This is a genomic window from Henriciella mobilis (assembly GCF_003576285.1).
Taxonomy (GTDB): domain Bacteria; phylum Pseudomonadota; class Alphaproteobacteria; order Caulobacterales; family Hyphomonadaceae; genus Henriciella; species Henriciella mobilis.
The window spans coordinates 114,462-136,163 of the sequence record NZ_QWFX01000014.1 but is presented as its reverse complement, the minus strand read 5'-3'; the positions used below and the strand labels follow the sequence as shown (position 1 = coordinate 136,163).

General features: G+C 62.7%; 16 protein-coding genes. 11 read left to right on the top strand and 5 right to left on the bottom strand.

The features are described from left to right. Positions 1-4: 4 nt before the first annotated feature. From D1223_RS15125 to D1223_RS15110, 4 genes are all read right to left on the bottom strand, one after another. Positions 5-862, bottom strand: coding sequence for a hypothetical protein (locus tag D1223_RS15125; RefSeq protein ID WP_119377271.1), 858 nt, complete (start codon positions 860-862; stop codon positions 5-7). Further along, entirely contained in the window at positions 859-4,323 is a 3,465-nt protein-coding gene (locus D1223_RS15120) for a fimbria/pilus outer membrane usher protein (RefSeq protein WP_119377270.1), read from the bottom strand. The genes D1223_RS15125 and D1223_RS15120 overlap by 4 nt, the downstream gene beginning before the upstream one ends. Then, the gene (locus tag D1223_RS15115) at positions 4,295-5,017 is read right to left on the bottom strand and encodes a fimbrial biogenesis chaperone (protein WP_119377269.1); all 723 of its coding nucleotides are present in this window, start codon (positions 5,015-5,017) and stop codon (positions 4,295-4,297) included. Before D1223_RS15115 ends, D1223_RS15120 begins: the two co-directional genes overlap by 29 nt. A 94-nt stretch (positions 5,018-5,111) precedes the next feature. Next, positions 5,112-5,687, bottom strand: coding sequence for a hypothetical protein (locus D1223_RS15110; protein ID WP_147372861.1), 576 nt, complete (start codon positions 5,685-5,687; stop codon positions 5,112-5,114). Between the two features lie 555 nt (positions 5,688-6,242). Between D1223_RS15110 and D1223_RS15105 the strand changes: the two genes are divergently transcribed. Beyond that, entirely contained in the window at positions 6,243-7,244 is a 1,002-nt protein-coding gene (locus D1223_RS15105) for an oxidoreductase (RefSeq protein ID WP_119377267.1), read from the top strand. Positions 7,245-7,294: 50 nt separating this feature from the next. Here the strand turns inward: D1223_RS15105 and D1223_RS15100 are convergent, their stop codons facing one another. After that, positions 7,295-8,476, bottom strand: a complete 1,182-nt coding sequence (locus D1223_RS15100; RefSeq protein ID WP_119377266.1) for a sensor histidine kinase — start codon at positions 8,474-8,476, stop codon at positions 7,295-7,297. Positions 8,477-8,564: 88 nt separating this feature from the next. Here D1223_RS15100 and D1223_RS18760 point away from each other — a divergent pair, with 88 nt between their 5' ends. The 10 genes from D1223_RS18760 to D1223_RS15045 all read left to right on the top strand — a co-directional run bounded on the left by D1223_RS18760 (position 8,565) and on the right by D1223_RS15045 (position 21,655). Continuing rightward, on the top strand, positions 8,565-9,314 hold the full coding sequence (locus D1223_RS18760; protein ID WP_158586609.1) for a LytR/AlgR family response regulator transcription factor: 750 nt from the start codon (positions 8,565-8,567) through the stop codon (positions 9,312-9,314). A 145-nt stretch (positions 9,315-9,459) separates the two neighbouring features. Then, on the top strand, positions 9,460-11,733 hold the full coding sequence (gene bglX, locus D1223_RS15085) for a beta-glucosidase BglX (RefSeq protein WP_233353200.1): 2,274 nt from the start codon (positions 9,460-9,462) through the stop codon (positions 11,731-11,733). 219 nt (positions 11,734-11,952) lie between these two features. Continuing rightward, on the top strand, positions 11,953-12,981 hold the full coding sequence (locus tag D1223_RS15080; protein ID WP_119377265.1) for a glycoside hydrolase family 16 protein: 1,029 nt from the start codon (positions 11,953-11,955) through the stop codon (positions 12,979-12,981). A gap of 44 nt (positions 12,982-13,025) precedes the next feature. Then, on the top strand, positions 13,026-16,037 hold the full coding sequence (locus D1223_RS15075) for a TonB-dependent receptor (protein ID WP_119377264.1): 3,012 nt from the start codon (positions 13,026-13,028) through the stop codon (positions 16,035-16,037). 124 nt (positions 16,038-16,161) lie between these two features. Beyond that, positions 16,162-17,202 (top strand): cupin-like domain-containing protein, encoded by a 1,041-nt coding sequence (locus D1223_RS15070; RefSeq protein WP_119377263.1) that lies wholly within the window; start codon positions 16,162-16,164, stop codon positions 17,200-17,202. 5 nt (positions 17,203-17,207) lie between these two features. Next, positions 17,208-18,707 (top strand): tryptophan halogenase family protein, encoded by a 1,500-nt coding sequence (locus tag D1223_RS15065; protein ID WP_119377262.1) that lies wholly within the window; start codon positions 17,208-17,210, stop codon positions 18,705-18,707. A 176-nt stretch (positions 18,708-18,883) separates the two neighbouring features. Further along, positions 18,884-19,258, top strand: a complete 375-nt coding sequence (locus tag D1223_RS15060) for a hypothetical protein (RefSeq protein WP_119377261.1) — start codon at positions 18,884-18,886, stop codon at positions 19,256-19,258. Between the two features lie 432 nt (positions 19,259-19,690). Beyond that, the gene (locus D1223_RS15055; protein WP_119377260.1) at positions 19,691-20,101 is read left to right on the top strand and encodes a BLUF domain-containing protein; all 411 of its coding nucleotides are present in this window, start codon (positions 19,691-19,693) and stop codon (positions 20,099-20,101) included. Between the two features lie 102 nt (positions 20,102-20,203). Continuing rightward, a complete protein-coding gene (locus D1223_RS15050) occupies positions 20,204-21,169 on the top strand; it encodes a hypothetical protein (protein WP_119377259.1) in 966 nt (321 codons plus the stop codon). Between the two features lie 3 nt (positions 21,170-21,172). Next, entirely contained in the window at positions 21,173-21,655 is a 483-nt protein-coding gene (locus D1223_RS15045; protein ID WP_119377258.1) for a potassium channel family protein, read from the top strand. The last annotated feature ends 47 nt before the right edge of the window (positions 21,656-21,702 follow it).

The following is a 21,702-nucleotide window of genomic DNA, read 5'->3' as shown; positions in this document are numbered from 1 at the left end:
CCGGTCAGTCGGTCGTGATGCTCAGCGTCAGGACGTCAGCATACTGACCAGCCACTGGCGCGCCGATATCGCCAAGCCGCAGACGGATCGAGCTGCTGCCAGCCTGGCCCGCCTGGGTGTTCAGGTTGAGGGACTGGGCGCCATTCGTTGCAATCTTCTGGTCGTTTATGAACGCCGAATACGGCACCGAGTAGATGTTCACGCCATCCTCGTGGACCAGCGCGCCATTGTTCAGCGAGTGCGCGGTCACGGTGAGCTTCGCATTCGACTGGTAGACGAAGTCTGTGGTGATTTCCTCGTGGCTCTGAAGCGTCTCGAAATCCACCTTCTTGTAGCCGTTCGAGGCTTCGCCGAGCAGGCGCACGGCGGGGTAGACCGTCACATCCGGTTCGACCGTCGCCATCTCGATGCCGTTCACGTCGACACTCAGGAGGCTGGTATAGAGGCCGGCCGGATAGAAACCGCCAGGCTCGATCCAGGTGTAGTCGAAGACGAGCCGGCCGGCCGAGACCAGCTGGTCGACCGCCTGCGGCGACAGCCGCAGCGTCTTGTCAGTGTAGGAAGAGAAGACGGACTGGCCGGGCGGCGTCGTTCCGGCGATGACCGACCCGCCCATGACGAGATCGCGCACGCCCTGGGTCGTCTGGCTGGTGATTTCCACTGTATTGGACGCGCACGATTGGTCGGCGGGCCCGTCGAGCAGGAACAGCTCGATCTGCATGGCCACCGGAGAGAGGCCATTGGGATTGTATCCCGTCTCGCCGATCTGCTGCGCGACCAGGTTGAACTCGGTGCATGCATGAGCGGCGCCTGCCGGCACCAGCAAGCACAGGGCAGAGATGGCGGCTGCGGCAGTCTTCATGGCATGTCCCCTTCGGTTAGATCGACCGTACCGAGATTTGTGAAGGCGTCGCTATCTTTTTCGACGTCGAATTCAAAGGCGAGCTTGGTCCCTGCAAACTCAAGCCTGTACCTGCCGGGTACGAGGTTTGATATCAAGGCCCGGCCGGCCCGGTTTGTAAATGTGACTTGGGTCTCGCCGGTCTCGAGGTTGGTGACGGTGCCGGCTGTCAGGCTGACGGGTTCACCATAGGCCAGGAAGGTGACGACCGCGCTGCGGAAGTCATCGGCGCCGACGGTGATGCTGATGCCCGAGCGCGCACCCGGCACGCTGTAATACGATCCTTCGCCAATATTGTAGCCGATCGGCGCATCGCTCACATCCACCAGTGTCGTCGTCGGCACGAAGGGCGAATTGACCTGGGAGACGGCCGGTCCGAAAAGGCCGGATGTCGCCCTGACGCCATCGCGCCCGCGCGAGCGGATGGAAACCTGCGCATCTTCGAGGCTTTTGTGCCGGTCGACCATGACGAAGCCGCGTCCCGGATCGCGGCCGAGACCGAGCTTGCCGTCGGCGAAGGCGAGCCCCGTCTGGAAGCGCGCCGACATCGTTGTACTGTTGTCCATGGCGCCGTCCCGCTGGGCATGGGTGAGCGCCAGGCGGGAGCGATACCGGTTGGCGGTGTAGTCGGCCGCGCCGCGAAGCATTTCGTCTCCGCTCCGGCGGCTGATCTCGGATTCGAACCCGAAACTTCCGACATCGTTCGTCGAGGGCTGCCGGTATCTCAGGCTGCTATAGTCGTTCCTTGTGTCGTAGCGCCCATTCAGCGAGCTGCGCCGGCCGAGGCGGCGTGTCACGGTCAGGAAGCCGCCGACCTCGTCCTCTCCATTGGACAGCGTTCCAGCCCGCGCGCCCGCGCCGATAAAGAAGCGCCCGAGCTGGTAGCTGGAGCCGATCGAGACGCTATGGGACGGCGAGTCGGTGAAATAGTTCTCGGAATAGTTCCCCGCCAGGCTGACCCGGACCCGTTCGCTGAGCTGGCGTTCGTAAAAGGCCGAGGCTTCAAGCTTCTGGCCGGACCCAAAGAAGGATCCCGCCGGGGCGTAGTTCTCGTCCCGGTAGTCGACGGCAACCGCAAAACTCTGCGCCCGCGGCTCGGATGGTGAACTGTTCCAGCGATAGTCGACCGAGGAGGCGAAACCCGATCCGGACGTATCGGAGTCCGAGACGCTGAAATCGAGCTGTGCAATGCCGTCCAGGACCCCGAACACGGACTGTGTTCCGGCAAGGGATTGCTCATCGGACGCGTAGCCATAGGCCCCCACCGTGAGATTGGGGCTCAGGCCATACTGGAAACTGCCGAGCGCGATAGTCTGGTCTTCATACTGAAAGCCGGACCGGCTCTGGTCGCGCTTCTGGCCGATGCCGAAGGAATATTCCGACACGCCCGGCTGCAGGAGGAGCGTATCGGATGCGATGCTGAAACTCTCGGTCTCGCGGCGGCCGAATTCGTCTTCGACGACGATGGAAACACGGTTCGAAAGATTGGCCAGCGGGATATCGTTCAGTTCGACAGGTCCGGCGGGCGCATTGAAGCGGGAAATCTCCTGGCCATCGACCAGCACGGTCACTTCGCTGGCACGGTTGAGTTGGAAGGCGCGCTGGCCCAGCGGCCTCAGCACGCGGGTCGGCTGCAATTGCCGGTACGACTTGGTCACGCCGACGCCGAGAAAATCGGCTTCCCCGGCGAGGTTGGACAAGGGCGAGTAGAGCGTCCCGGCCTCGAATCTCAGCGCCTCGTCGGGCCGGTCCATGAACAGGATGGTGCGATCGGCATTGTACCGGCTCTCGCCCGTCCCGTCGTCGAATGTCAGGATGCCGCCATAGTCGAGATTGAGCCCGGTTGGCCCGCCAAAATTCACGAAACCCGAAAAGGCCGATGACAGCGTGCTGCTGTCGGGGTCTTCGAAATCCTGGTTGTAGAGAAAGGTGGAGGTGAGGCCGGCGGCGACCTTCGCCGGATAGGCCGTCTCGGTGCCCTCAGGGGCCTCGCGCCCGCCAAGGTTCAGCTCCAGCGGGCCGTTCGGTTTTGCCGGCGCCTCGATGCTCATGGTCAGCGTGGCCGGATCCAGCTCGGCCTCGACGCCGATGGCCCGCAACTGGTCTACCGGGATCGCGCCGCTCTCGAATTGCGACAGAAGAAGCTGCGTCGAGGCATCGAGCAGGGGCCCGAGCTTCTGCTGCAGGTGCAGCGCGTTCACGGCCACGACTTCGGACAGCGTCGTGTCGACCGCCATCGGCCCGATGGAGCGGCCCTGATAAGTGGTCATCAGCTCGATCGTGACGACTTTCGACTGCTTCTCCCGGAACGCCTCCATCGGGGAGGGCTGGGAGCGGACCGGCGAGGATGGCGGCGGCGGCACAGTGTCGAGCGTGAAGAAGCGGACCGGCTGCACCCCGTCGGAGGGAGACTGGCGGCGCGCGCCCTCGACAGCCCGCCGGCCGTCCTCCTGATCGAGCGTCTTCTCCGGAAAGGCGATGAACTGCGGCGCCTTGCCGGCATCGGGCTGGCCGGCATCGGCGCTGTTCTCGAAGGTCAGCGACCATCCGTCGTCGAAGCTTTGCGCAGCGTTGCCGGGCTCGCTGTCGAACCCGGACACCGCCGCCGAAGGATTGCCCGCTTGGGATGGCGCGAAACTCGTATCCGGACGGATGGTCGGAGGTGCCCACGCCGCCGGGTCTGCCGGAATGGAGAGGTTAGCGGCCTCTACCGTGTCCGAAGGGTCTGCATAGATGGCCAGCGTGGCATCGCGTCCGGACGGGATGGAGAGGTCCAGCGTCATTGCCGCGGAATTCAGCTCCGCTTCGATGCCGATGGCGCGAAGCTGCACCAGCGAGACCGGGCCATTCCTGAATTGGGACAGGAGCAGCCGCGTCGTGTCGTCCAGGAGCGGCGCGAGTTGCTGCTCCAGCTCCGAACCGCTCACTGACAGGATATCGGAGTGCGATGTCTCGACCGACACAGAGCCGATCGTCCGCCCGCCGAAAGTGGTGATCAGCTTTGCCGAGCCGCTGTCAGACCGTCTGCGCTTGCCCTCTTCCTTGCGGTAGGGCTGGACGCTGGGCGGGGCTGCGGGCGGTTTTGCCGGGATATTGCGCGTATCGTCCGTGAACGGCTCAAGGCGGGTCCTGGGCAGTTCGGGCAGGGCGTTCGAGACGGGCTCGATATCGGCCTCATCAAGGCTCAGATAGTCGGCCGCCCTTGGCGTCAGCCGGGCCGGGCCCGTTGCCGGCGGCCTCAGCGCCACCAGCATGTCTTCATTCAGACGGGCGGTTTCGGAAACATCGTCCGCGAGGGCGACGGGGCAGGTAATGGTTGCGGCCGTGCCAAGCAGAAGGGCCAGCCGGGACCCTCGCCGCGTCTGCCCAGGAGATGCTCGCGGAGCGGCCCCCTCAGTCCGGCGTTTCTCGAAGCGCGACACTTACGTCTCCCGGTTGCACGTCGAGATCGGTGAGATTCAGGGTCAGCATCGCCTCACTGTTCGGCGGAATGACAACCTGATCGGCAATACTCATCAGGGAATCGCCCTCCAGAACGAATTTCTGGTCGCCCTGTGAGAGCGTGATCCGGTCATTGGTCAGGCGGGCGAAGGAGGGGCTTGAATTGACCAGCGAAATCCGCAGGGCGTCGCCATCGCGGGTCACCTCGGAAACCGAGAGATCCGACTGGGCCTGCTGGTCCTCGACATAGACCACGACGCCGAAACTGTAGACATACCGCAGCCCCGTGAAGCCGCCTTCCAGGTCAACGGGCACTTCCCGGACATGGATGGTATAGGCCGCTTCCTCTTCGGGGGCCTGGTCGCCGATATACTGGAAGCGGAAGGCCTGCGAGCCGCCGGGTTCGATCAGCGCCTGGAAGGGGAAGATAACGAAGTCTTCTTCAGCCGGAACGAGCGTGATCTCGCCATTTTCTCCGAAGACCCGCTTCTCCACGACCAGTTCGACCGGCAGCGGTTTGCTGCGCGTATTCTTGACGGTCAGAAGCCCGTCCGTCTGCCCGTTGGCAGGGTAGACGGAGTGGCGCATGGGCTGGACTTCGAACGCGGAGGCAGCCAGTGGCGCCAGCAGCGCGGCGAAGGAAAGGATTGCGGCCGTTACAAGTCTGTCGCGCATTGTTAACTCTACTCCTGACGTCTCCCCGCATCGTTCAAGCAATAATGGGGCCGATCCTGTCCGGACCGGCCCCACCTGTCTGCAAAGGCAGCTTTTATTGTGCGCTCAGCGCGATCGTGACGGTGTCGGAGTACACACCGGCATAGACCGTCGTGGTCGGTGCGCCCTGGAAGTCCGGACCCTTCACGCCGTTGAGCTCAAACTGACCACCGACTTCAGCGCCTTCGCGCAGCGCGGTCGACCCGTTGATCGTGTAGGAGATCGGGGAAGCCAGGCCTTTCGGCGGGGTGCCGGTCGTGTAGGGCAGGCCATCGACGCCGCGGTCGATATTGAGCTTGTAGCTGATCTCGTTGCCGGCACCGGTTTCCGTGCCATTGCGCAGGAGGGCGCCACTATTGGCGGAGGTTGCGCTGAGGATTGCGCCGCCAGCCGAGTTGCAGACAACCCCGAAATCGAACGGGTATTTGAGCGAACCGTCCGTGTCGGCCAGATCGTCGAATTCGATCAGCAGGCTGCTGCTCGTTGCGGTGATGCCGCAGATTTCCTCGACCTCGCCGTTGATTTCGACTTCCAGCTCAGCGCTTCCGCCGGAAGGCGCCTGAATGAACTCTGCGGAGGCTGTGCCTGCCAGGGCGATAGCGGCCACTGATGCAAATGCTAGTTTCTTCATTCGTTTTAGTTCCCTTAATCGGAGGACCCCACCAATCGAAGTCGCATTAGAATCCGAGACGCCGCGACTTCACGGAGTCGTATTAATGAGCGACCGGTGCTGCTCTGCGTCAGCGTCCGGCCAGTTTTAACCGCACAGCCTTGGCCGTCCGGCGATTTTTCGCGGCAATGGGAGATATGAAGTCGCGACCAATGGCTGCGCATTGGCATGGCGAAAGGTAAAACGATAATCTGCTGAAGTAGGTTGTACGTCCCCTGAGCTTCGTGTGTCCCATTGTCCCCGAGTGCGAGCTCCAGCACTCAACCGATGAAAGTAGGGCCTTGTTAACCTTTGTAAACCCTAAATTTTAAGTGTCACAGTTTTCGCCTAAGAGGCGAATTTTGCGAGCGGCTTCGAAGAGGCCGATCGACGTGGACGGACGGTCTGGTCTGTCAGGAAGAGGCGACGGCCACCCGTCAGCCTGCACCCTTGCCGCCCGGTACGGTCTGGACCAGAAACGGCAAGGACCATGGGCATGAGCCCTGGCAAAGCCCGAGCAGGGGAGAGGTGAGCTTCATGGATAGACGGTTCGGACTGTGCGTGGTCGGCTATGGCCTGGCCGGACGGGTCTTCCATGCCCCGCTGATTGCCGCGACACCCGGGCTCGATCTTGTCGGGGCAGTGTCCAGCGATCCAGCCAAAGTGATCGCCGACCATCCGGACACAAAGGTTTTCGGTTCGCTTGATGACGCGCTGGAAGACCCGGCCGTCGACGCCATCGTGCTGGCGTGCCCCGATGAGCTGCACGCGCCGCTGGCCAGCGCTGCGCTGAAGGCGGGCCGGCATGTCGTCGTCGACAAGCCGTTCGCACCCACGCTGGCCGAAGCCCGGGACGTCGCCTCGCTTGCCGGCCAGTGCGGCAGGCTGGTGAGTGTCTTCCACAACCGGCGCTGGGACGCCGACTTCCTGACGCTGAGAGGGCTGATCGACACCGGCGCCCTCGGGGACATTGTCCAGTTCGACGCGCATTATGACCGGTTCAAGCCACAGTCCGGCCAGCGCTGGAAAGATCGCCGTCCGGGCGGCATCTGGTTCGATCTCGGGGCGCATATTGTCGACCAGGCCCTTTGCCTGTTCGGGCGGCCGCAATCGGTCTATGCTGACATCACGGCCCTGAAACCGAATGATGAAATGGCCGACTATGCCCACGTGCTGCTGCGCTATCCGCAGGCCCGCATCATTCTCCACATGTCCCAGTCCGTCCCGGCCCATGGCCTACGATATTGCGTGCACGGAACACTTGGCAGCTGGATCAAGCATGGACTCGACCGGCAGGAAGACCAGTCGAGGGCCGGGCTGAAGCCGGGTGAGGGTGAATGGGGGTTGGATCCTGTCGAGGGTGAGTTCGTGTCGACCGGCGGCGAGCGCCGGCGCGTGCCAAATCGCAGGGGTGATTTCCGCCAGTTCTATGCGGGGCTGCGCGATGCTTATGCCGGGACAGGCAGTAACCCTGTCGCGACCCGGGATGCGCTTGATGTCATGGCGGTGCTGGAGGCCGGGCTGCGCTCCGCAGACTAACGCTGCGAGGTCGAACCGGACTGGGATCACGGCCTCTGAAGGGAGGCGGCCTAGGGGGTAAGCGGCCGTCCGCTGAGCGTCTGGGCAGGCATGCCGATATCGACGACGAACCCGTTGGGTTGAAGCCGGTCGAAGCTGATCTCGCATTCATCCCCGAAGGCAGACTGCAGGCGTTGCTCGACATTCAGCAGGCCGATGCCCTGGGGCTCCTCATTCTGGTTGTCGGCCGGCAGCAAAGCCCCGGGGCCGTTGTCGCGCACCTGGAGGTGCAGGCGCCCGTCGACCAGTTTCGCATCGAGGTGGATCGTGGTCGGCTCGACCGTACGGCTGACGGCGAACTTGATGCTGTTCTCGAACAGCGGCTGCAGCAGGAGGCTTGGCACAGCGGCCTCGCGCACCCGGTCCTCCACGTCCAGCGAGATATTGAGCCGGTCGCCGAAGCGCACTTTCTCAATGCCGAGATAGAGGTCCAGCGTTTCCAGCTCCTCTTCAAGCGTGTGCTGGATCTCGTCCGAATGATCGAGCGTGACGCGCAGATAGTTCCCGATCTTCGCCAGCATGTCGGTCGCGCCGGGTGCATCGCCCTTGCGCACGAGCCAGGAGACAGAGTTGAGCGCATTGAACAGGAAGTGCGGATTGAGCTGGTATTTCAGCATGCGCAGCTGCGTGTCGCGGATGAGCTTCTCGGCTTCCAGGCGCCGCAGTGTCTCGCGCTGGGCGATCTCGCTGGCCCGCAGGGCTTCGTTCTGCGCCTCCACTGCGCGCTGGTGCTCCATGATCCAGTGGCGGTAATATTTCAGCGCATAATAGCAGAACGTCCAGGCGCCGAAGACGACGATGGAGGCGAACATCCAGCCGCCCCAGTCGGAAAGCGGGATCGGCTCGCCTGTCAGCCAGGTGAAGGAATAGAGCCGAAGCAGCGTCCAGACGAGCGATGCGGTCAGCACGGCGATGGAATTGATGATGACCCGCCGGACCATCGGCATGTTCCAGGTCCCGGATGCAACCCAGCGCAGCGGATGGCTGACAAAGATACCGAGCACCGATTGCAACACCGTGTGGATCACCGGGGCCAGCTGGCCGGGATTGTACCAGAGCGTCAGGCTGAGATAGCTGAGCAGGCCCATGGCGCTCCAGCCGGCCACCTGGAAAAGCCAGTATTGGCGGGCATTCGACTCCATGCCGATACCCAGAGTCCTGAACATGCTGTTGGGGGATTCGATGGCGGTCATGACCCTAATGACATTGAAAATGGTGTTCCGATCAAGCCGATGCGATAAATTCCATGCTCAAACCTGCCGGCCCGAGGACCGCAAGACCATGCTCAGAACGATCATCTGCGATGACGAGGCGCCCGCGCTGGAACTGATGAAAGCGATGCTGCTCGATACCGGAAGCATCGCTGTCGAGGGCGCCTTCGCCTCGGCGCGCGAAGCGGTCGAGCGGATCAATGCCGGCGGTATCGACCTGGCCGTCTTCGATATCGAGATGCCCGAGCTGAGCGGCGTGGAAGCGGCCGCCGGGATCCTCGCTGACCCGAAGCCGCTGCTTGTTTTCGCAACAGCCCATCCGGAGTACGCCGTCGAGGCCTTCGGTATCGATGCGATCGACTACATCCTGAAACCGCTCGATCCGAACCGCGTTTCGAAGGCAGTCGAGAAGGCCGAGCGGCTTCATCGCCTGATCGCGGAGAGTGAGCTGGATACCGTGCCGGAGGAGGAGGGCACCCGCGCTGACCAGCTCTCCATGCTGCGGATCAGGGATGCCGGCCGGTTCTATTTCATTCCGCAGGAAGACGTCATCTGGATCGAGGCGGCAGGCGACTATTCCCTGCTTCACACCGAAGAGAAGGAGGCGGCGGTCCGCCGGCCGATCAAGCTGCTGGAGAATGAGCTGCCTGCGGACGTCTTTGTCCGCGTGCACCGCTCGGCGATCATCTCGGTGCCGCATATCCGCGAAATCAGGATGATGCAGAAGGGTGAGGCGCAGATTCTCCTGGACAATGACATCACCGTTCGCGCCAGCCGCAGCTACAGGGACGTGGTCCAGAAACTGGTCGACGGAATCTGAGAACGCGCCCTTCTGGCCGTGTCCTGATCCCATTCGCCGCAGGAAGCGGGCGACACGGCGCGCAGGCAGTTGCCGACCGGAGCCGGTTTCGTTGAATACCCTCCAAAAGGGTGTCTGAAACCCGCAATAACCGGGAGGTATCGTCGTGAAACCCATCGCTGGCTGGCTGGGCATGGCCGCAATGTCCGTCGTGATCTCATCCTGCGCCGCGCAGGCCAAGGACAAGGTGTCGGCAGACCAGCACATCGAGGCGCTGATCGCCGAGATGACGCTGGAAGAAAAGGTCGGGCAGCTGACCCAGTATTCCGATGTCGGCGATACGACCGGCCCGCTCCCCGACGACGAGACCCAGCGCCAGAAGATGGACATGGTCCGTTCCGGGACGGTCGGCTCGATGCTGAACGTCATCGGCCTCGACGATATCCGCACGATCCAGGAATACGCAGTCGAGGAATCGCGCCTCGGCATTCCCGTCATATTCGGCTTCGACGTCGTCCATGGCTACCGCACCAGCTTCCCGCTGCCGCTCGCCGAAGCCGCGAGCTGGGATCTTGCCATGATGGAGGAGACCGCCCGCATCGCCGCGAGAGAAGCCGCGGCCGACGGCCTGCACTGGACCTTCGCGCCCATGGCTGACATCTCGCGCGATGCGCGTTGGGGCCGGGTCATGGAAGGCGCGGGGGAAGACCCCTATCTCGGTTCTGAAATCGCAGTCGCCCGCGTGCGCGGCTTCCAGGGCGAGGACCTGTCTGCGCCCGATACCATCGTCTCCACGGTGAAGCATTTCGCCGCTTACGGCTTCGCCGAGGCCGGGCGGGACTACAACACGGTGGATATCGGCACGGTGACCCTGTTCAACATCGTCCTGCCGCCCTTCAAGGCCGCTATTGAGCGCGCCGATGCCCGCACGGTTATGAACGCCTTCAATGTCCTGAACGGCATTCCCGCCACTGGCGACGCCTATCTCCAGCGCGACATCCTGAAAGACGAATGGGGCTTTGACGGCTTTATCATTTCCGACTGGGGCTCGGGCGTCGAGATGATCGATCACGGCTTTGCCGCGGACGGGGAAGAGGCCGCGAAACTGGCCATTCTCGCCGGTTCCGACATGGACATGGAAAGCAATGTCTACGCCCAGCACCTTGCCGGCCTGGTCGAGCGCGGCGAGGTGCCTGAAAGCCTGGTCGATGATGCCGTGCGCCGCGTGCTGCGTGTGAAGGCCGAGCTTGGCCTGTTCGACGACCCTTACCGCTATATCGATGAAGCGCGCGCCGAGCAGGTCCTGCTGGCGCCGGAACACCTCGATGCGGCGCGCCGCATGGCTGAGCGGTCTGTTGTCCTTCTGAAGAACGAGCCGAGCCTGCTGCCGCTCAAGCAAGGCGAGCGCATCGCCCTGATCGGTGCGCTGGCCGGCGACAAGGACACCCCGCTCGGCAACTGGCGCGGCATGGCCGAGGCGCATTCCGCCGTCTCAGTGGTCGAGGGCTTCGAGGCTGCCGGGCTCGACTTTGTCTATGAAAAAGGCGCGGATCTGGAGATCGGCGACGCCGGTTTCGCCAACCCGGTCGTCGTGAATACCGATGACCGCTCCGGCTTCGACGCGGCGGTCGAGGCAGCGCGCACGGCCGACAAGGTCGTGATCGTCCTTGGCGAAGATGCCCGCCAGTCCGGCGAGGGGCGCAGCCGCACGCGGCTCGATTTCCCGGGCGTCCAGCAGGAGCTGCTCGAAGCGGTTCACGCGGCCAATGAGAACGTCATCCTCGTCGTGATGAGCGGACGCCCGCTTGTGCTCAACTGGGCCGACGAGAATGTCCCCTCGATCGTGCAGGCCTGGCACCTTGGCAGCGAGAGTGGACACGCACTGACCAATGTGCTGACCGGCGCCTACAATCCGAGCGGCAAGCTGCCGATGAGCTTCCCGCGTTCGGTCGGCCAGCTGCCGCTTTATTACAATCATCTCAGCACCGGCCGCCCGGACGAAATCCCGGAAGTCTTCTGGTCGCACTACATCGACGAGGAGAACAGCCCGCTCTATCCGTTCGGTCATGGCCTCAGCTACACCGATTTCGACTATTCAGGCCTAAGCGTCGCGGCCGACGGAAGCGAGGTCGCCGTCAGCCTGACCGTGACGAACACCGGCGAAGTGGCAGGCGAGGACGTCGTGCAGCTCTACATTCATGACCGCGCCGCCAGCGTCGCCCGGCCCGTGCGGGAGCTGAAGGGCTTCCAGAAAATCGCTCTGGCGCCGGGCGAGGCGCGCGAGGTCGCCTTCACGCTCGGTCCCGATGAGCTTGGCTTCTATAATGGCCGGGGCGAGTTCCTGGTCGAGGCCGGCCTGATTGACCTGTACGTTGGCGGATCATCCGCAGCGAGCCTCACCCAGCAGATCGACTATCAACCCCGGCCCGCCTCCGAATAGGCAAATCCTCCTGGCAGGTGGTTGAGTGACTGCGGCGGCGAAAGCCTGCCGCAGTCTTTTTTATCAGGCAGGTAGGCGGGTTTGCGCCCGGTTTCTCCGCCCTAGCTTCCCATTTGTCGCACGGCGCAGACGCTTCACCGCACCAGCGTTGTATGGCCTGCCCGCCGCCTTAACGGTGCAATCAAGGGAGTAACCAGACCCCAAAAGGGGCGGAGTCGTATGCGCAATTATTCAGTAGCCGGACTTTGCAGTTCCGCAGCCATCGCACTGGCTGCGTGCGCAGCCGCGCCGTCCACGCCGGAAACCGAAGCTGGCCCGGCGGGCGCTGCAGGCACGCCGCACTGGGAGACGGTCTGGTTTGATGATTTCGATGGCGACTCCCTCGACCGCGAGCGTTGGGCGCCTGAGGAGTCGTGCTGGGGCGGCGGCAATAATGAACGCCAGTGCTACACCGACCGTCCGGCCAATATCCAGGTCGAGGACGGCATCCTGCGCCTGATCGCCCGGAAAGAGACCTATACCGGCCCGCTGCGCGCCGACCAGCATGGCAGCGAGGAGCGCGAGCAGCCCTACACCTCCGGGAAGATCCGCACGCGCGGCCTGGCCGACTGGACCTATGGCCGTTTCTCGGCGCGCATGAAGCTGCCGGAAGGGCAGGGCACATGGCCCGCCTTCTGGATGATGCCCTCGGCGAGCATCTATGGCCGCTGGCCGCTTTCGGGTGAGATCGACATCATGGAGGCAGTCAATCTCGGCACGCCTTGCGAGGACTGTCCGACCGGCATCGAAAACCGCACATCCGGCGCCGCCCATTTCGGGGACGTGCCGCCCGACAACACCTACCTTTTCCTGAAAACACCAGGCGAAACGCCTGAAAGCCCGGCCGATGAGTGGCGTGTCTACACACTCGAATGGGGCGCGGGCGAAATGCAATGGCTTGTCGATGGCGAGGTGTTCATGCGCCTCGACGCCGATGACTGGTACACCGGCTCCGCCAATGCGGACGGCCGGCCCTACGCACCATTCGACCAGCCTTTCTATCTCATGCTCAACCTCGCTGCGGGCGGGAACCTGCCTGAAAAATCCAATGAAGCAGGCTTCGATCCGGACTCGTTTCCGGCCGAACTGCTCGTGGACTGGGTGAAGGTCGAGCAGTGCGCAGGTGATCTCGAAACGGGGCTGTCCTGTTTCGACCGGCAGGCGTGGGCTGGCACGCCAAAGGGGCCCTGGGAGGTGCAGGCCCGGTGAAAACAATCAGCAACGAATCCACGAAGTCTACTGGGAGGAAGAAAGTGAGACATTCAGGACTGTTTACATGGCGCCAGGTATCCCTGGCGCTCCTCGGCAGCGCATCGGCGCTGGCACTGGCCCACTCGGCGCATGCCCAGGAGGCCGACGAGGAGGGCGAAGACCTTCGCCAGGACGTCGTCGTCGTCGAAGGCATTCGCGGAAGCCTCGTCGAGGCGACCGACATCAAGCGCAACGCCCAGGGCGTTGTCGACGCGATCACCAATGAGGACATGGGCAAGTTCCCCGATACGAACCTCGCGGAGTCGCTTCAGCGGATCACGGGTGTGTCGATCAACCGCCAGAACGGCGAAGGCAGCGAAGTGACTGTCCGTGGCTTCGGCCCGGGCTTCAACCTCGTCCTGCTGAACGGCCGGCAGATGCCGACAGCCTTCCTTGAAGGCGGCGCGCCTTCGTCGCGCAGTTTTGACTTCGGCAATCTTGCCTCCGAAGGCATTGCGGCGGTCGAGGTCTACAAGACCGGCCTCGCCTCGATCCCGACCGGCGGTATCGGCTCGACGCTGAACATCAAGACGGCCCGCCCGCTCGATGCGCCGGGCCTGCGCTATTCGGTTGGCGCGAAGGGCGTTTACGACAACTCGGTCACCAATCTCGGCGACACCGAACTGACGCCGGAAATCTCGGGCATCTTCTCGAACACCTTTGGTGACGACAAGTTCGGCGTTGCGCTGGTCGGCAGTTATCAGGAGCGCGATTCCGGTTTCGCCCAGGTCGGCACGACAAGCGGCTGGCGTGGGGCGTTTCTTGGCGCGGAAAACAATTGGGGTACGCTCCCGCAGCCGCCGAACGATACGCAGGTCACGAACCGTCCGGGTCCGAATGATATCTATTCGACCCCGCAGAACGTGAACTACAGCCTGACCAATGTGAACCGTGAACGGATCAATGGGCAGGCGACGTTCCAGTACAGCCCGAATTCGAACTTCACCGCGACGCTCGACTATTTCTACACCCAGAACAAGGTCGCGACCGAGCGGTCCGACATGTCGGTCTGGTTCAATCATGGCGACGTGACGAGCGGCTGGACGGACGGGCCGATCGCAAGCCCGCTCTTCTACAATGAGGACTTTGGCGATCTGGGCACCGACCTTTCCATGGGCGGGGCGAAATACGCCACGAAGGCTGAGAACCAGTCCATCGGCCTCAATCTCGACTGGCAGGCCACCGACCGCCTGAGCTTTACCTTCGACGCCCACTCCTCGAGCGCCGAGAACGGTCAGGACAGCCCGTACGGCACCAGCTCTGTCATCTCGACGGCGGATTTCGAGCTGCGCACGCAGGCGGTCGACTTCACCAAGGACATCCCTGTGCTGGAGATCGGATTCCAGGATCCGTTCACCGGGATCGACCCATCTCGGATGATCTCCACTGGCTCGGTCTTCTCCAACAGCTACATCAAGACCGAAATCGACCAGTTCCAGCTCAATGGCCGTTATGAGCTCGACCGGTTCATCGACAGCGTCGACTTCGGCGTCTCGGCGACCAACAACAAGGTCCGTTCGGCCTTTGCCAATGCCCAGCGCGATACCTGGGGCGGCGTCGGTACGGCGGACGACCTGCCGGACGACATCTTCAAGCGCGTCAACATCGCTGAGAACTTCGACCAGTTCAGCGGTGCCGGGCAGACCCAGAAGGAGTTCTTCGTCTTCGATTTCGACCGCATGGTCGACATCATCGACAGCGCTGGCGATCCGTTCAACGAGGCGTGCGGCGGCGACGGCGTCTGCCGTTCCGACGACTTCCTGATCGACCGCCGCATCGAGGAAGAAAGCTATGCCGGCTTCTTCGAGGTCAGCAAGGATTTCGACATCGGCCTGATGCCGGCCAACATCACGGCGGGCCTTCGCTACGAGAAGACCGACATCACCTCGCCATCGCAGGTCACGACTCCGACCGGTACCCAATGGGTTGCCGCCAACGAGTTCGGCCTGATCGGGCTGGACAATCCGGACAATGTCGTCGTTCAGGAATTCACCGGCGAGTATGACTACTGGCTGCCGGCGATCGACTTCCGGCTTGAGCCGCGCGACGATGTCGTCCTGCGGGCCTCCTATAGCAAGACGCTCACGCGGCCTGGCTATGCCGACATTGCCGGTGGCCTGTCGGTGGCGCAGATCTTCCGCGTCGATGGCGGTAACGGCACCAATGGCAACACCAATCTGAGGCCGTTCCTGTCGGAGAACTTCGACCTCTCCGCCGAGTGGTACTACAACGATCTCGGCTCCTATGTGTCGGCCGGCTACTTCCGCAAGGATGTCGAGAACTTTATCGGTTCGGGTGTCGTCACCCAGACACCGTTCGAGGTCTACACGCCCTTCGGCGGTGAGCGGTACAACGCGGCGGTCGCCGCGGTCGGTGACGATATCGGAGCGATCCGCCAGTGGATCTTCGAAAATGCGGACCCCTCGACCTTCGAGATCACGGGAACCGATTCCAGTGGCAACTTCACCGGTAACATCTTCGGTGTTCCGGGTGAGGATCCGCTGCTGACCTTCGACATCGCGACGCCGGTCAACCAGGAAGACGCCACCATCGATGGCTGGGAATTTGCCTGGCAGCACTTCTTCGGTGACAGCGGCTTCGGCTTCATCGCGAACTATACGATCGTTGATGGCGATGTTGCGTTCGACAACAACCAGGTGCCCTCGAGCGGCGACCCGCAATTTGCGGTCACCGGCCTGTCGGACAGCTACAACCTGATCGGTTTCTACGACAAGGACGGTCTCCAGGCGCGGATCGCGTACAATTGGCGCGACAAGTTCCTGACCTCGACCGTCGGTGTCAGCGGCACGCCCAACAATCCGCTCTATGTCGAGGATTACGGCCAGATCGACTTCAATGTCAGTTATGAAGTCTATGACGGCGTGACCCTCTTCGTGGAAGGGATCAACGTGACCGACGAGACCAGCCGGACGGTTGGCCGCACCCCCGCCTATGTGAACTTCGCGACCCAGACGGGCTCGAGGTACAATATCGGCGCGCGGTACACCTTCTGATCCGTCTCTTTGCACCCGCCGGCCTCCGGGCTGGCGGGTGTCTTCCCTTCCATGACATCAGGGTCAGCCGGGCAGGTGTTGCTGGCTGATCCAATGCTGTAAGAAGGGCTGAAGGGAGTAAGCGATGATCTGCACAACAGATCGCACCGGCATATTCGACCAGGTCCAGCGTGTCCGTGAGGTGCGCTGCCACCGCAAGGATGCGGCCATTGACGAGATCACGGCCTCGCAGGTCCCGGTGATCCTGCGCGGCTTCGTCGATGACTGGCCCGTGGTCGATGCGGCCCGGACATCCGATACGGCGCTTCAGGCCTATATGAATCGCTTCGACAAGGGCGCCGTCGTGCCGATTTCAGCCGGCCCGGCAGAGCTCGATGGCCGCCTGTTCTACAATGACAGCTTCACCGGCATGAATGTCGATCGCGGCAATGCGACCTTCACCATGTTCCTCGACCGGGTATTCAAGTACGGCCCGGCCGACCCGCCGCCGCTCATCTATCTCGCCTCGACCGATGTCGATGAGGTGATGCCCGGCTTTCGCAATGAGAACGATGTCGACTTCGGCGATCTTGCGCCGCTGCGCAGCGTCTGGATCGGTACGCGCACGCGCGTTGCCGCCCATAATGACCTGCCGCTCAACATTGCCTGCGTGGCCGCCGGCAAGCGGCGCTTCACCCTGTTTCCGCCGGACCAGACGCCCAATCTCTATGTCGGCCCGTTCGAGCTGACGCCGGCCGGACGGCCCGTCAGCCTGGTCGATTTCGCCGAGCCCGACCTTGAGCGTTTCCCGAAGTTCGAACAGGCGGTGAAGACCGCCCAGATCGCAGACCTGTACCCCGGCGACGCGATCTTCATCCCGTCCATGTGGTGGCACCATGTCGAGGCGAGTGGCAGCGTGAACATCCTCGTCAATTACTGGTGGCGCACCAGCCCGGCGCATCTCGGCACGCCGCAGGATGTGCTGAACCACGCGATGATGACCCTCCGCGACCTGCCGCCGGACGAGAAGCGGATCTGGAAACATATGTTCGAGCACTATGTCTTCGATACGGACGGGTCCGAAAGCGAGCATATCCCGACCCACGCCCGCGGTATCATGGGCCCCGTGACAAGCAGTGTCGCGGCCCGCGTGCGGGCTTTCCTAAGAGAACGGCTGAACCGGTGAGCGTGATGAAAGACGGACAGGCAAAACAGAAGGTCATTATCGCTGGCGGCGGGACTGCCGGCTGGATGACGGCAGCGGCGCTGGGCAAGGTGCTGGAGAAGGTTTGCGATGTCACGCTGGTCGAATCCGACGCCATCGGCACGGTCGGCGTGGGTGAGGCGACCATCCCGACGCTGGTGACCTATAACCGGCTGATCGGGCTGGATGAGGCCAAATGGATGAGCGCGGTGAAGGGCACATTCAAGCTCGGCATCGCCTTCGAGAACTGGACCGACCTCAATCACCGCTACATCCACTCCTTCGGGATTACGGGCAAGGATCACTGGACGGCTGGCTTCCAGCATTTCTGGCACCGCGGCCGCGAACTGGGCGTCGCCAAGGAGTTCGGCGACTATTGCCTCGAACTCATCGCCGCGGAGAAGGACCGGTTTGCCCACCTGCCGGACCTCGGCCTCAACTATGCCTACCATATCGACGCAACGGCCTATGCCGGCTTCCTGCGCGAGATCGCCGAACGCCACGGTGTGAAACGCCGCGAAGGCCGGATTGCCGAGGTCCGCCGGGCCGCCAATGGCGACATTGCCAGCCTTGTCCTTGACGATGGCGCGGAGCTGGACGGCGACCTGTTCGTCGATTGCACAGGCTTCCGGGCGCTGCTGATCGAGGGCGCGCTGGGGGTCGGCTATGATGACTGGACGCACTGGCTGCCGTGCGACCGGGCGATTGCCGTGCAGACGGAATCCGTGCGCGCGCCGCGGCCTTATACCCGCTCCATCGCACATGAGGCGGGCTGGCGCTGGCAGATTCCGCTGCAGCACCGCACCGGCAATGGCACGGTCTATTGCAGCAAGTATATGAGCGATGATGAGGCGCAGGCGAAGCTGCTGAACGACATTGAAGGGCGCCCGCTTACAGAGCCGCGCGTGCTGCGCTTCCGGACCGGCATGCGCCGTCAGCACTGGCACCGCAACTGTATCGCCATCGGCCTCTCGAGCGGCTTCATCGAGCCGCTTGAATCGACCAGCATCCACCTTATCCAGCGCTCCGTCATGCGGCTGATGCGGATGTTCCCGCAACATGGCGTGCACCAGCCCGATGTCGATGAATTCAACGCGCAGACGGCCTATGAGACCGACCATATCCGCGACTTCATCATCCTGCACTATCACCTGACCAACCGCACCGACACGCCGTTCTGGCGCCATGTCCGGTCGATGGAGATCCCTGAAAGCCTCGCGCACCGCATGCGCCTTTTCCGCGAGACGGGGCGGGTCTTCCGCGCCAATGACGAGCTGTTTGCCGAGAACTCCTGGACGCAGGTGATGCTCGGCCAGGGACTGATGCCCGAGACCCATCATCCGGTGGCCGACGTGATGAGCGAAGCCGAGATCACCAAATTCCTCGATTACATTATCGAGAATGTGAACCGCACCGCGAACGGCCTGCCGGCGCATGAGGACTATCTGAAATCCTACTGTCCCGCTGCTATCGCCGAACCGGCCTGATCCGGAAGGGGGCACGACGCCTTCCCCCTCTCCCACGGGGAGAGGGACAGGGGTGAGGGGATCGCCACGCTTGCCGCAGATGCCCGCGAAAGCAGGTATCTACGGGGACGGCGGATTTCCGCGGGAAACTCTGAAAAGTTTCCCACCCCCACAAAACCCATGCTCCAATTCGGGCCATGCTGACCCGTGCCTGGATTCTTGAAACGTTGGCCTTGCTGCCGCTCTACACCTGGCCGGTCTTCTTCCTCGAAGTCTGGCGGTTCGAGCGGTATTACCGCGCTTACCGGGCCGCGAACCCGGTTGGCATGCTGGGTGTCGCCGTGCTCCCGAACGGGCGGCTGGTGATCACGCTTCAGCTTGCCGGCGACCGGCCGGACCCGGATGACTGGACCAATTTCGCACCGCGTGCGCCGTGGGTGCGACTCGCGCCGGGCGGGTTTCTGGCAGCTTTGGACGCCAGACTGGAATCATACTGGAATTGGACTGTTCTCGTACCGGAATCGGACCCGAATTGTACCGCCGCTGGACCGGCCTTTCTGGATTCGAGCTGACCTCCCGTCCGCGTGGTCCGACTTCGCTCACCATGCGGACTGATGTTTCAAACAGCCCTGAGCCCGATCCATCGCGAAGCGGGGATCAAAACCAAAGACTCCCTGAGCCCGATCCATGTGAGGCGCGCTAGCGCCGATACGGGATCAAGACAGACAAGCCGCACGTCCCAACGGACGCTGCGGGCGCTGGTGCAGCCGGTTTGCTGGATTGATGCCGTTCCGGTGCGCACGCGCCTCAGATGGATCGCGCTCAGCCCTGTTTTGGAGTGGTCCTCAGCCTTCCCAATGCACGGCAAGAACGTTCGGGAAACAGATATCACACGTAAAGCTGGTAATCCCTTGCACTGGCGGGGGCCTTGAGACGTAATGTGACGGTGAGGGGTATGCACGCGGAGTGCACTGTCGCCTCATGCTCAGGAAAGAATTCGACCCATGTACCGCCTCGTCTATGTCAGCACGGCTGTGGACGGCCTTTCGGATGCCGATATCGATCATATTCTGAACGTCTCGCAGTCGAACAATGATGAACGCTACATCACCGGCTTCCTTGCCCATAATGGCCGCAGCTTCATGCAGGCCCTGGAAGGCGATCGCAATGAAGTCGAGGAGATCTACGACCGCATCGTCAATGATGATCGCCATTTCGGCGTGACCCGCATCATTGGCGAGCCGGTCGGCAAGCGCGCCTTTCCCGAATGGTCGATGAACTATCACCGGGTGGACAATGACGAGGGCTCCTCAGCCATGGTGATCCGCAAAGATGATTCCGTCGATGCGCTGATGAACCCGGATATGCCGCGCGACCTGCTTTACCTGTTCTCGAAGTTCATCCGCATGCGCTAGGGCCCGCTGCGGCGGGCTGGCACAGGGCGCGCTAACGATCCGGAAACCCATGTCTGAAATGCTTCCCGGCACAGTCCGATCATTGCGTTCCCCGGGGGGCATATGGAAACCGAGATACAGCTGCTGATGGCGCGTGTCTCTCATCTCGGCGAGATGAGTGAAGCCGAAGCCCGGCGCATCGTGAACGAAGTCTACCGCGACGGCGTTGTCAGCCGCCAGGAAGCCGAAGCGCTGTTCCGCCTCAACGAACAGCTGGCAGAACGCGACCCGGTCTGGGTCGAGCGCTTTGTCGAGGCGATAAAGGACTTCCTGCTGACGCGCGAAGCACCCGAAGGCTGGATCACAGACGAGGAAGCCGGCTGGCTGATAGGCATAATCGGGCGCGACGGGCATATCGAAACAGCGAGCGAGATCGATCTGATGCTGTCGCTGCTGCGCCATGCCGAGGGCGCGCCGGCATCCCTCTCGCACTACTGCCTCGAAGCGATTTCGCGCCGGATCATCAAGAATGGTGTTGCCGACGAAGCCATGAGTGAGCGGATGCGGCGCATCCTGCATGCACCGGGCGGCGATTCAGGCCTCTGGGTCAGCCGGGATGAGGCGACGGTCCTGTTCCGGACCAATGACGCCATTGCCGAGGCGCCAAATGCCAAGAGCTGGAACAATGTCTTCGCCAAGGCCATCCTGAATCACCTCCTCGCTGCCGCTCATCCCGAACCGCAGACCGAATCTGATGCACTGTCGCGCGAAGCTTGGCTCAAGGATAACAAGGCCAGCGTCGGCGGCTTTTTCGGCAAGATGGCCAATGCCTTCACGAGCGGCGCCTGGTTCGACAAGGTCAGCTATGACCCGGAAGCGGCCGCCCGCGCGCGCTACATGGCCAAGGAGGCCGCAGCCAAGGCCGGCAAGCAGGTCACCGAGGAAGAAGACAAATGGTTCCTGCGCCGGTTGGGCTGGGACAAGTCGGTCAGTCCGGCAGAGCGCACGCTTATCGAATTGCTGAAAAGCGAAGCGCCGGGGTTCGCGCGCGGTCTCAAGGAGGCGACCCAGGCCATGGACGCGGCATAACACATGCTGATTGTCCTCGGCATCGCCGCCATTCTGGTCATCACCACAAATGCGATTCATCTGGCAGGGCTGGTCGGCCTCTCGGCTGTCATGCGCCGGCAGCGGTTTCACCCAGCACACCTGGAAACCAAGATCGGGCAGGGCATGTCGATCATCGTCTACGTGCTTTCGATTTTCCTGCTCCATGCAGTGGAAATCTGGGTCTACACGGCGGCCTTTCTCTGGGTGAACGCGTTCGATAATGTCTACGAGGCGCTCTATTACTCGATTTCGTCCTTTACGACGGTCGGCTTTGGCGACGTCCTCCCCGACCATCCCTGGCGCATGCTCGGGGCGACAGAATCGGCCAACGGTTTCCTGCTCATCGGCTGGTCGACGGCCTTCCTGGTTTCGATATCCAGCAAGATCCGCATGTTCGAGGCCAGTCTCGAGCGCGAAGGGCCCGCGCCTCAATCACTAAGCACTGCGGCCGAAAGCGAAAACTAAACGGCCTGACGCAAGGGCAGCTGATGGACAGCGCCGCATGCGGGCGA

What these genes read in the sequence shown, in the direction of transcription:
- D1223_RS15110 (WP_147372861.1), bottom strand. Translation starts at nt 5,687, where the DNA reads ATGAAGAAACTAGCATTTGCATCAGTGGCCGCTATCGCCCTGGCAGGC.
- D1223_RS15045 (WP_119377258.1), top strand. Translation starts at nt 21,173, where the DNA reads ATGCTGATTGTCCTCGGCATCGCCGCCATTCTGGTCATCACCACAAAT.
- D1223_RS15105 (WP_119377267.1), top strand. Translation starts at nt 6,243, where the DNA reads ATGGATAGACGGTTCGGACTGTGCGTGGTCGGCTATGGCCTGGCCGGA.
- D1223_RS15055 (WP_119377260.1), top strand. Translation starts at nt 19,691, where the DNA reads ATGTACCGCCTCGTCTATGTCAGCACGGCTGTGGACGGCCTTTCGGAT.
- D1223_RS15125 (WP_119377271.1), bottom strand. Translation starts at nt 862, where the DNA reads ATGAAGACTGCCGCAGCCGCCATCTCTGCCCTGTGCTTGCTGGTGCCG.
- D1223_RS15050 (WP_119377259.1), top strand. Translation starts at nt 20,204, where the DNA reads ATGGAAACCGAGATACAGCTGCTGATGGCGCGTGTCTCTCATCTCGGC.
- D1223_RS15065 (WP_119377262.1), top strand. Translation starts at nt 17,208, where the DNA reads ATGAAAGACGGACAGGCAAAACAGAAGGTCATTATCGCTGGCGGCGGG.
- D1223_RS18760 (WP_158586609.1), top strand. Translation starts at nt 8,565, where the DNA reads ATGCTCAGAACGATCATCTGCGATGACGAGGCGCCCGCGCTGGAACTG.
- D1223_RS15100 (WP_119377266.1), bottom strand. Translation starts at nt 8,476, where the DNA reads ATGACCGCCATCGAATCCCCCAACAGCATGTTCAGGACTCTGGGTATC.
- D1223_RS15060 (WP_119377261.1), top strand. Translation starts at nt 18,884, where the DNA reads ATGCTGACCCGTGCCTGGATTCTTGAAACGTTGGCCTTGCTGCCGCTC.
- D1223_RS15115 (WP_119377269.1), bottom strand. Translation starts at nt 5,017, where the DNA reads ATGCGCGACAGACTTGTAACGGCCGCAATCCTTTCCTTCGCCGCGCTG.
- D1223_RS15070 (WP_119377263.1), top strand. Translation starts at nt 16,162, where the DNA reads ATGATCTGCACAACAGATCGCACCGGCATATTCGACCAGGTCCAGCGT.
- D1223_RS15080 (WP_119377265.1), top strand. Translation starts at nt 11,953, where the DNA reads ATGCGCAATTATTCAGTAGCCGGACTTTGCAGTTCCGCAGCCATCGCA.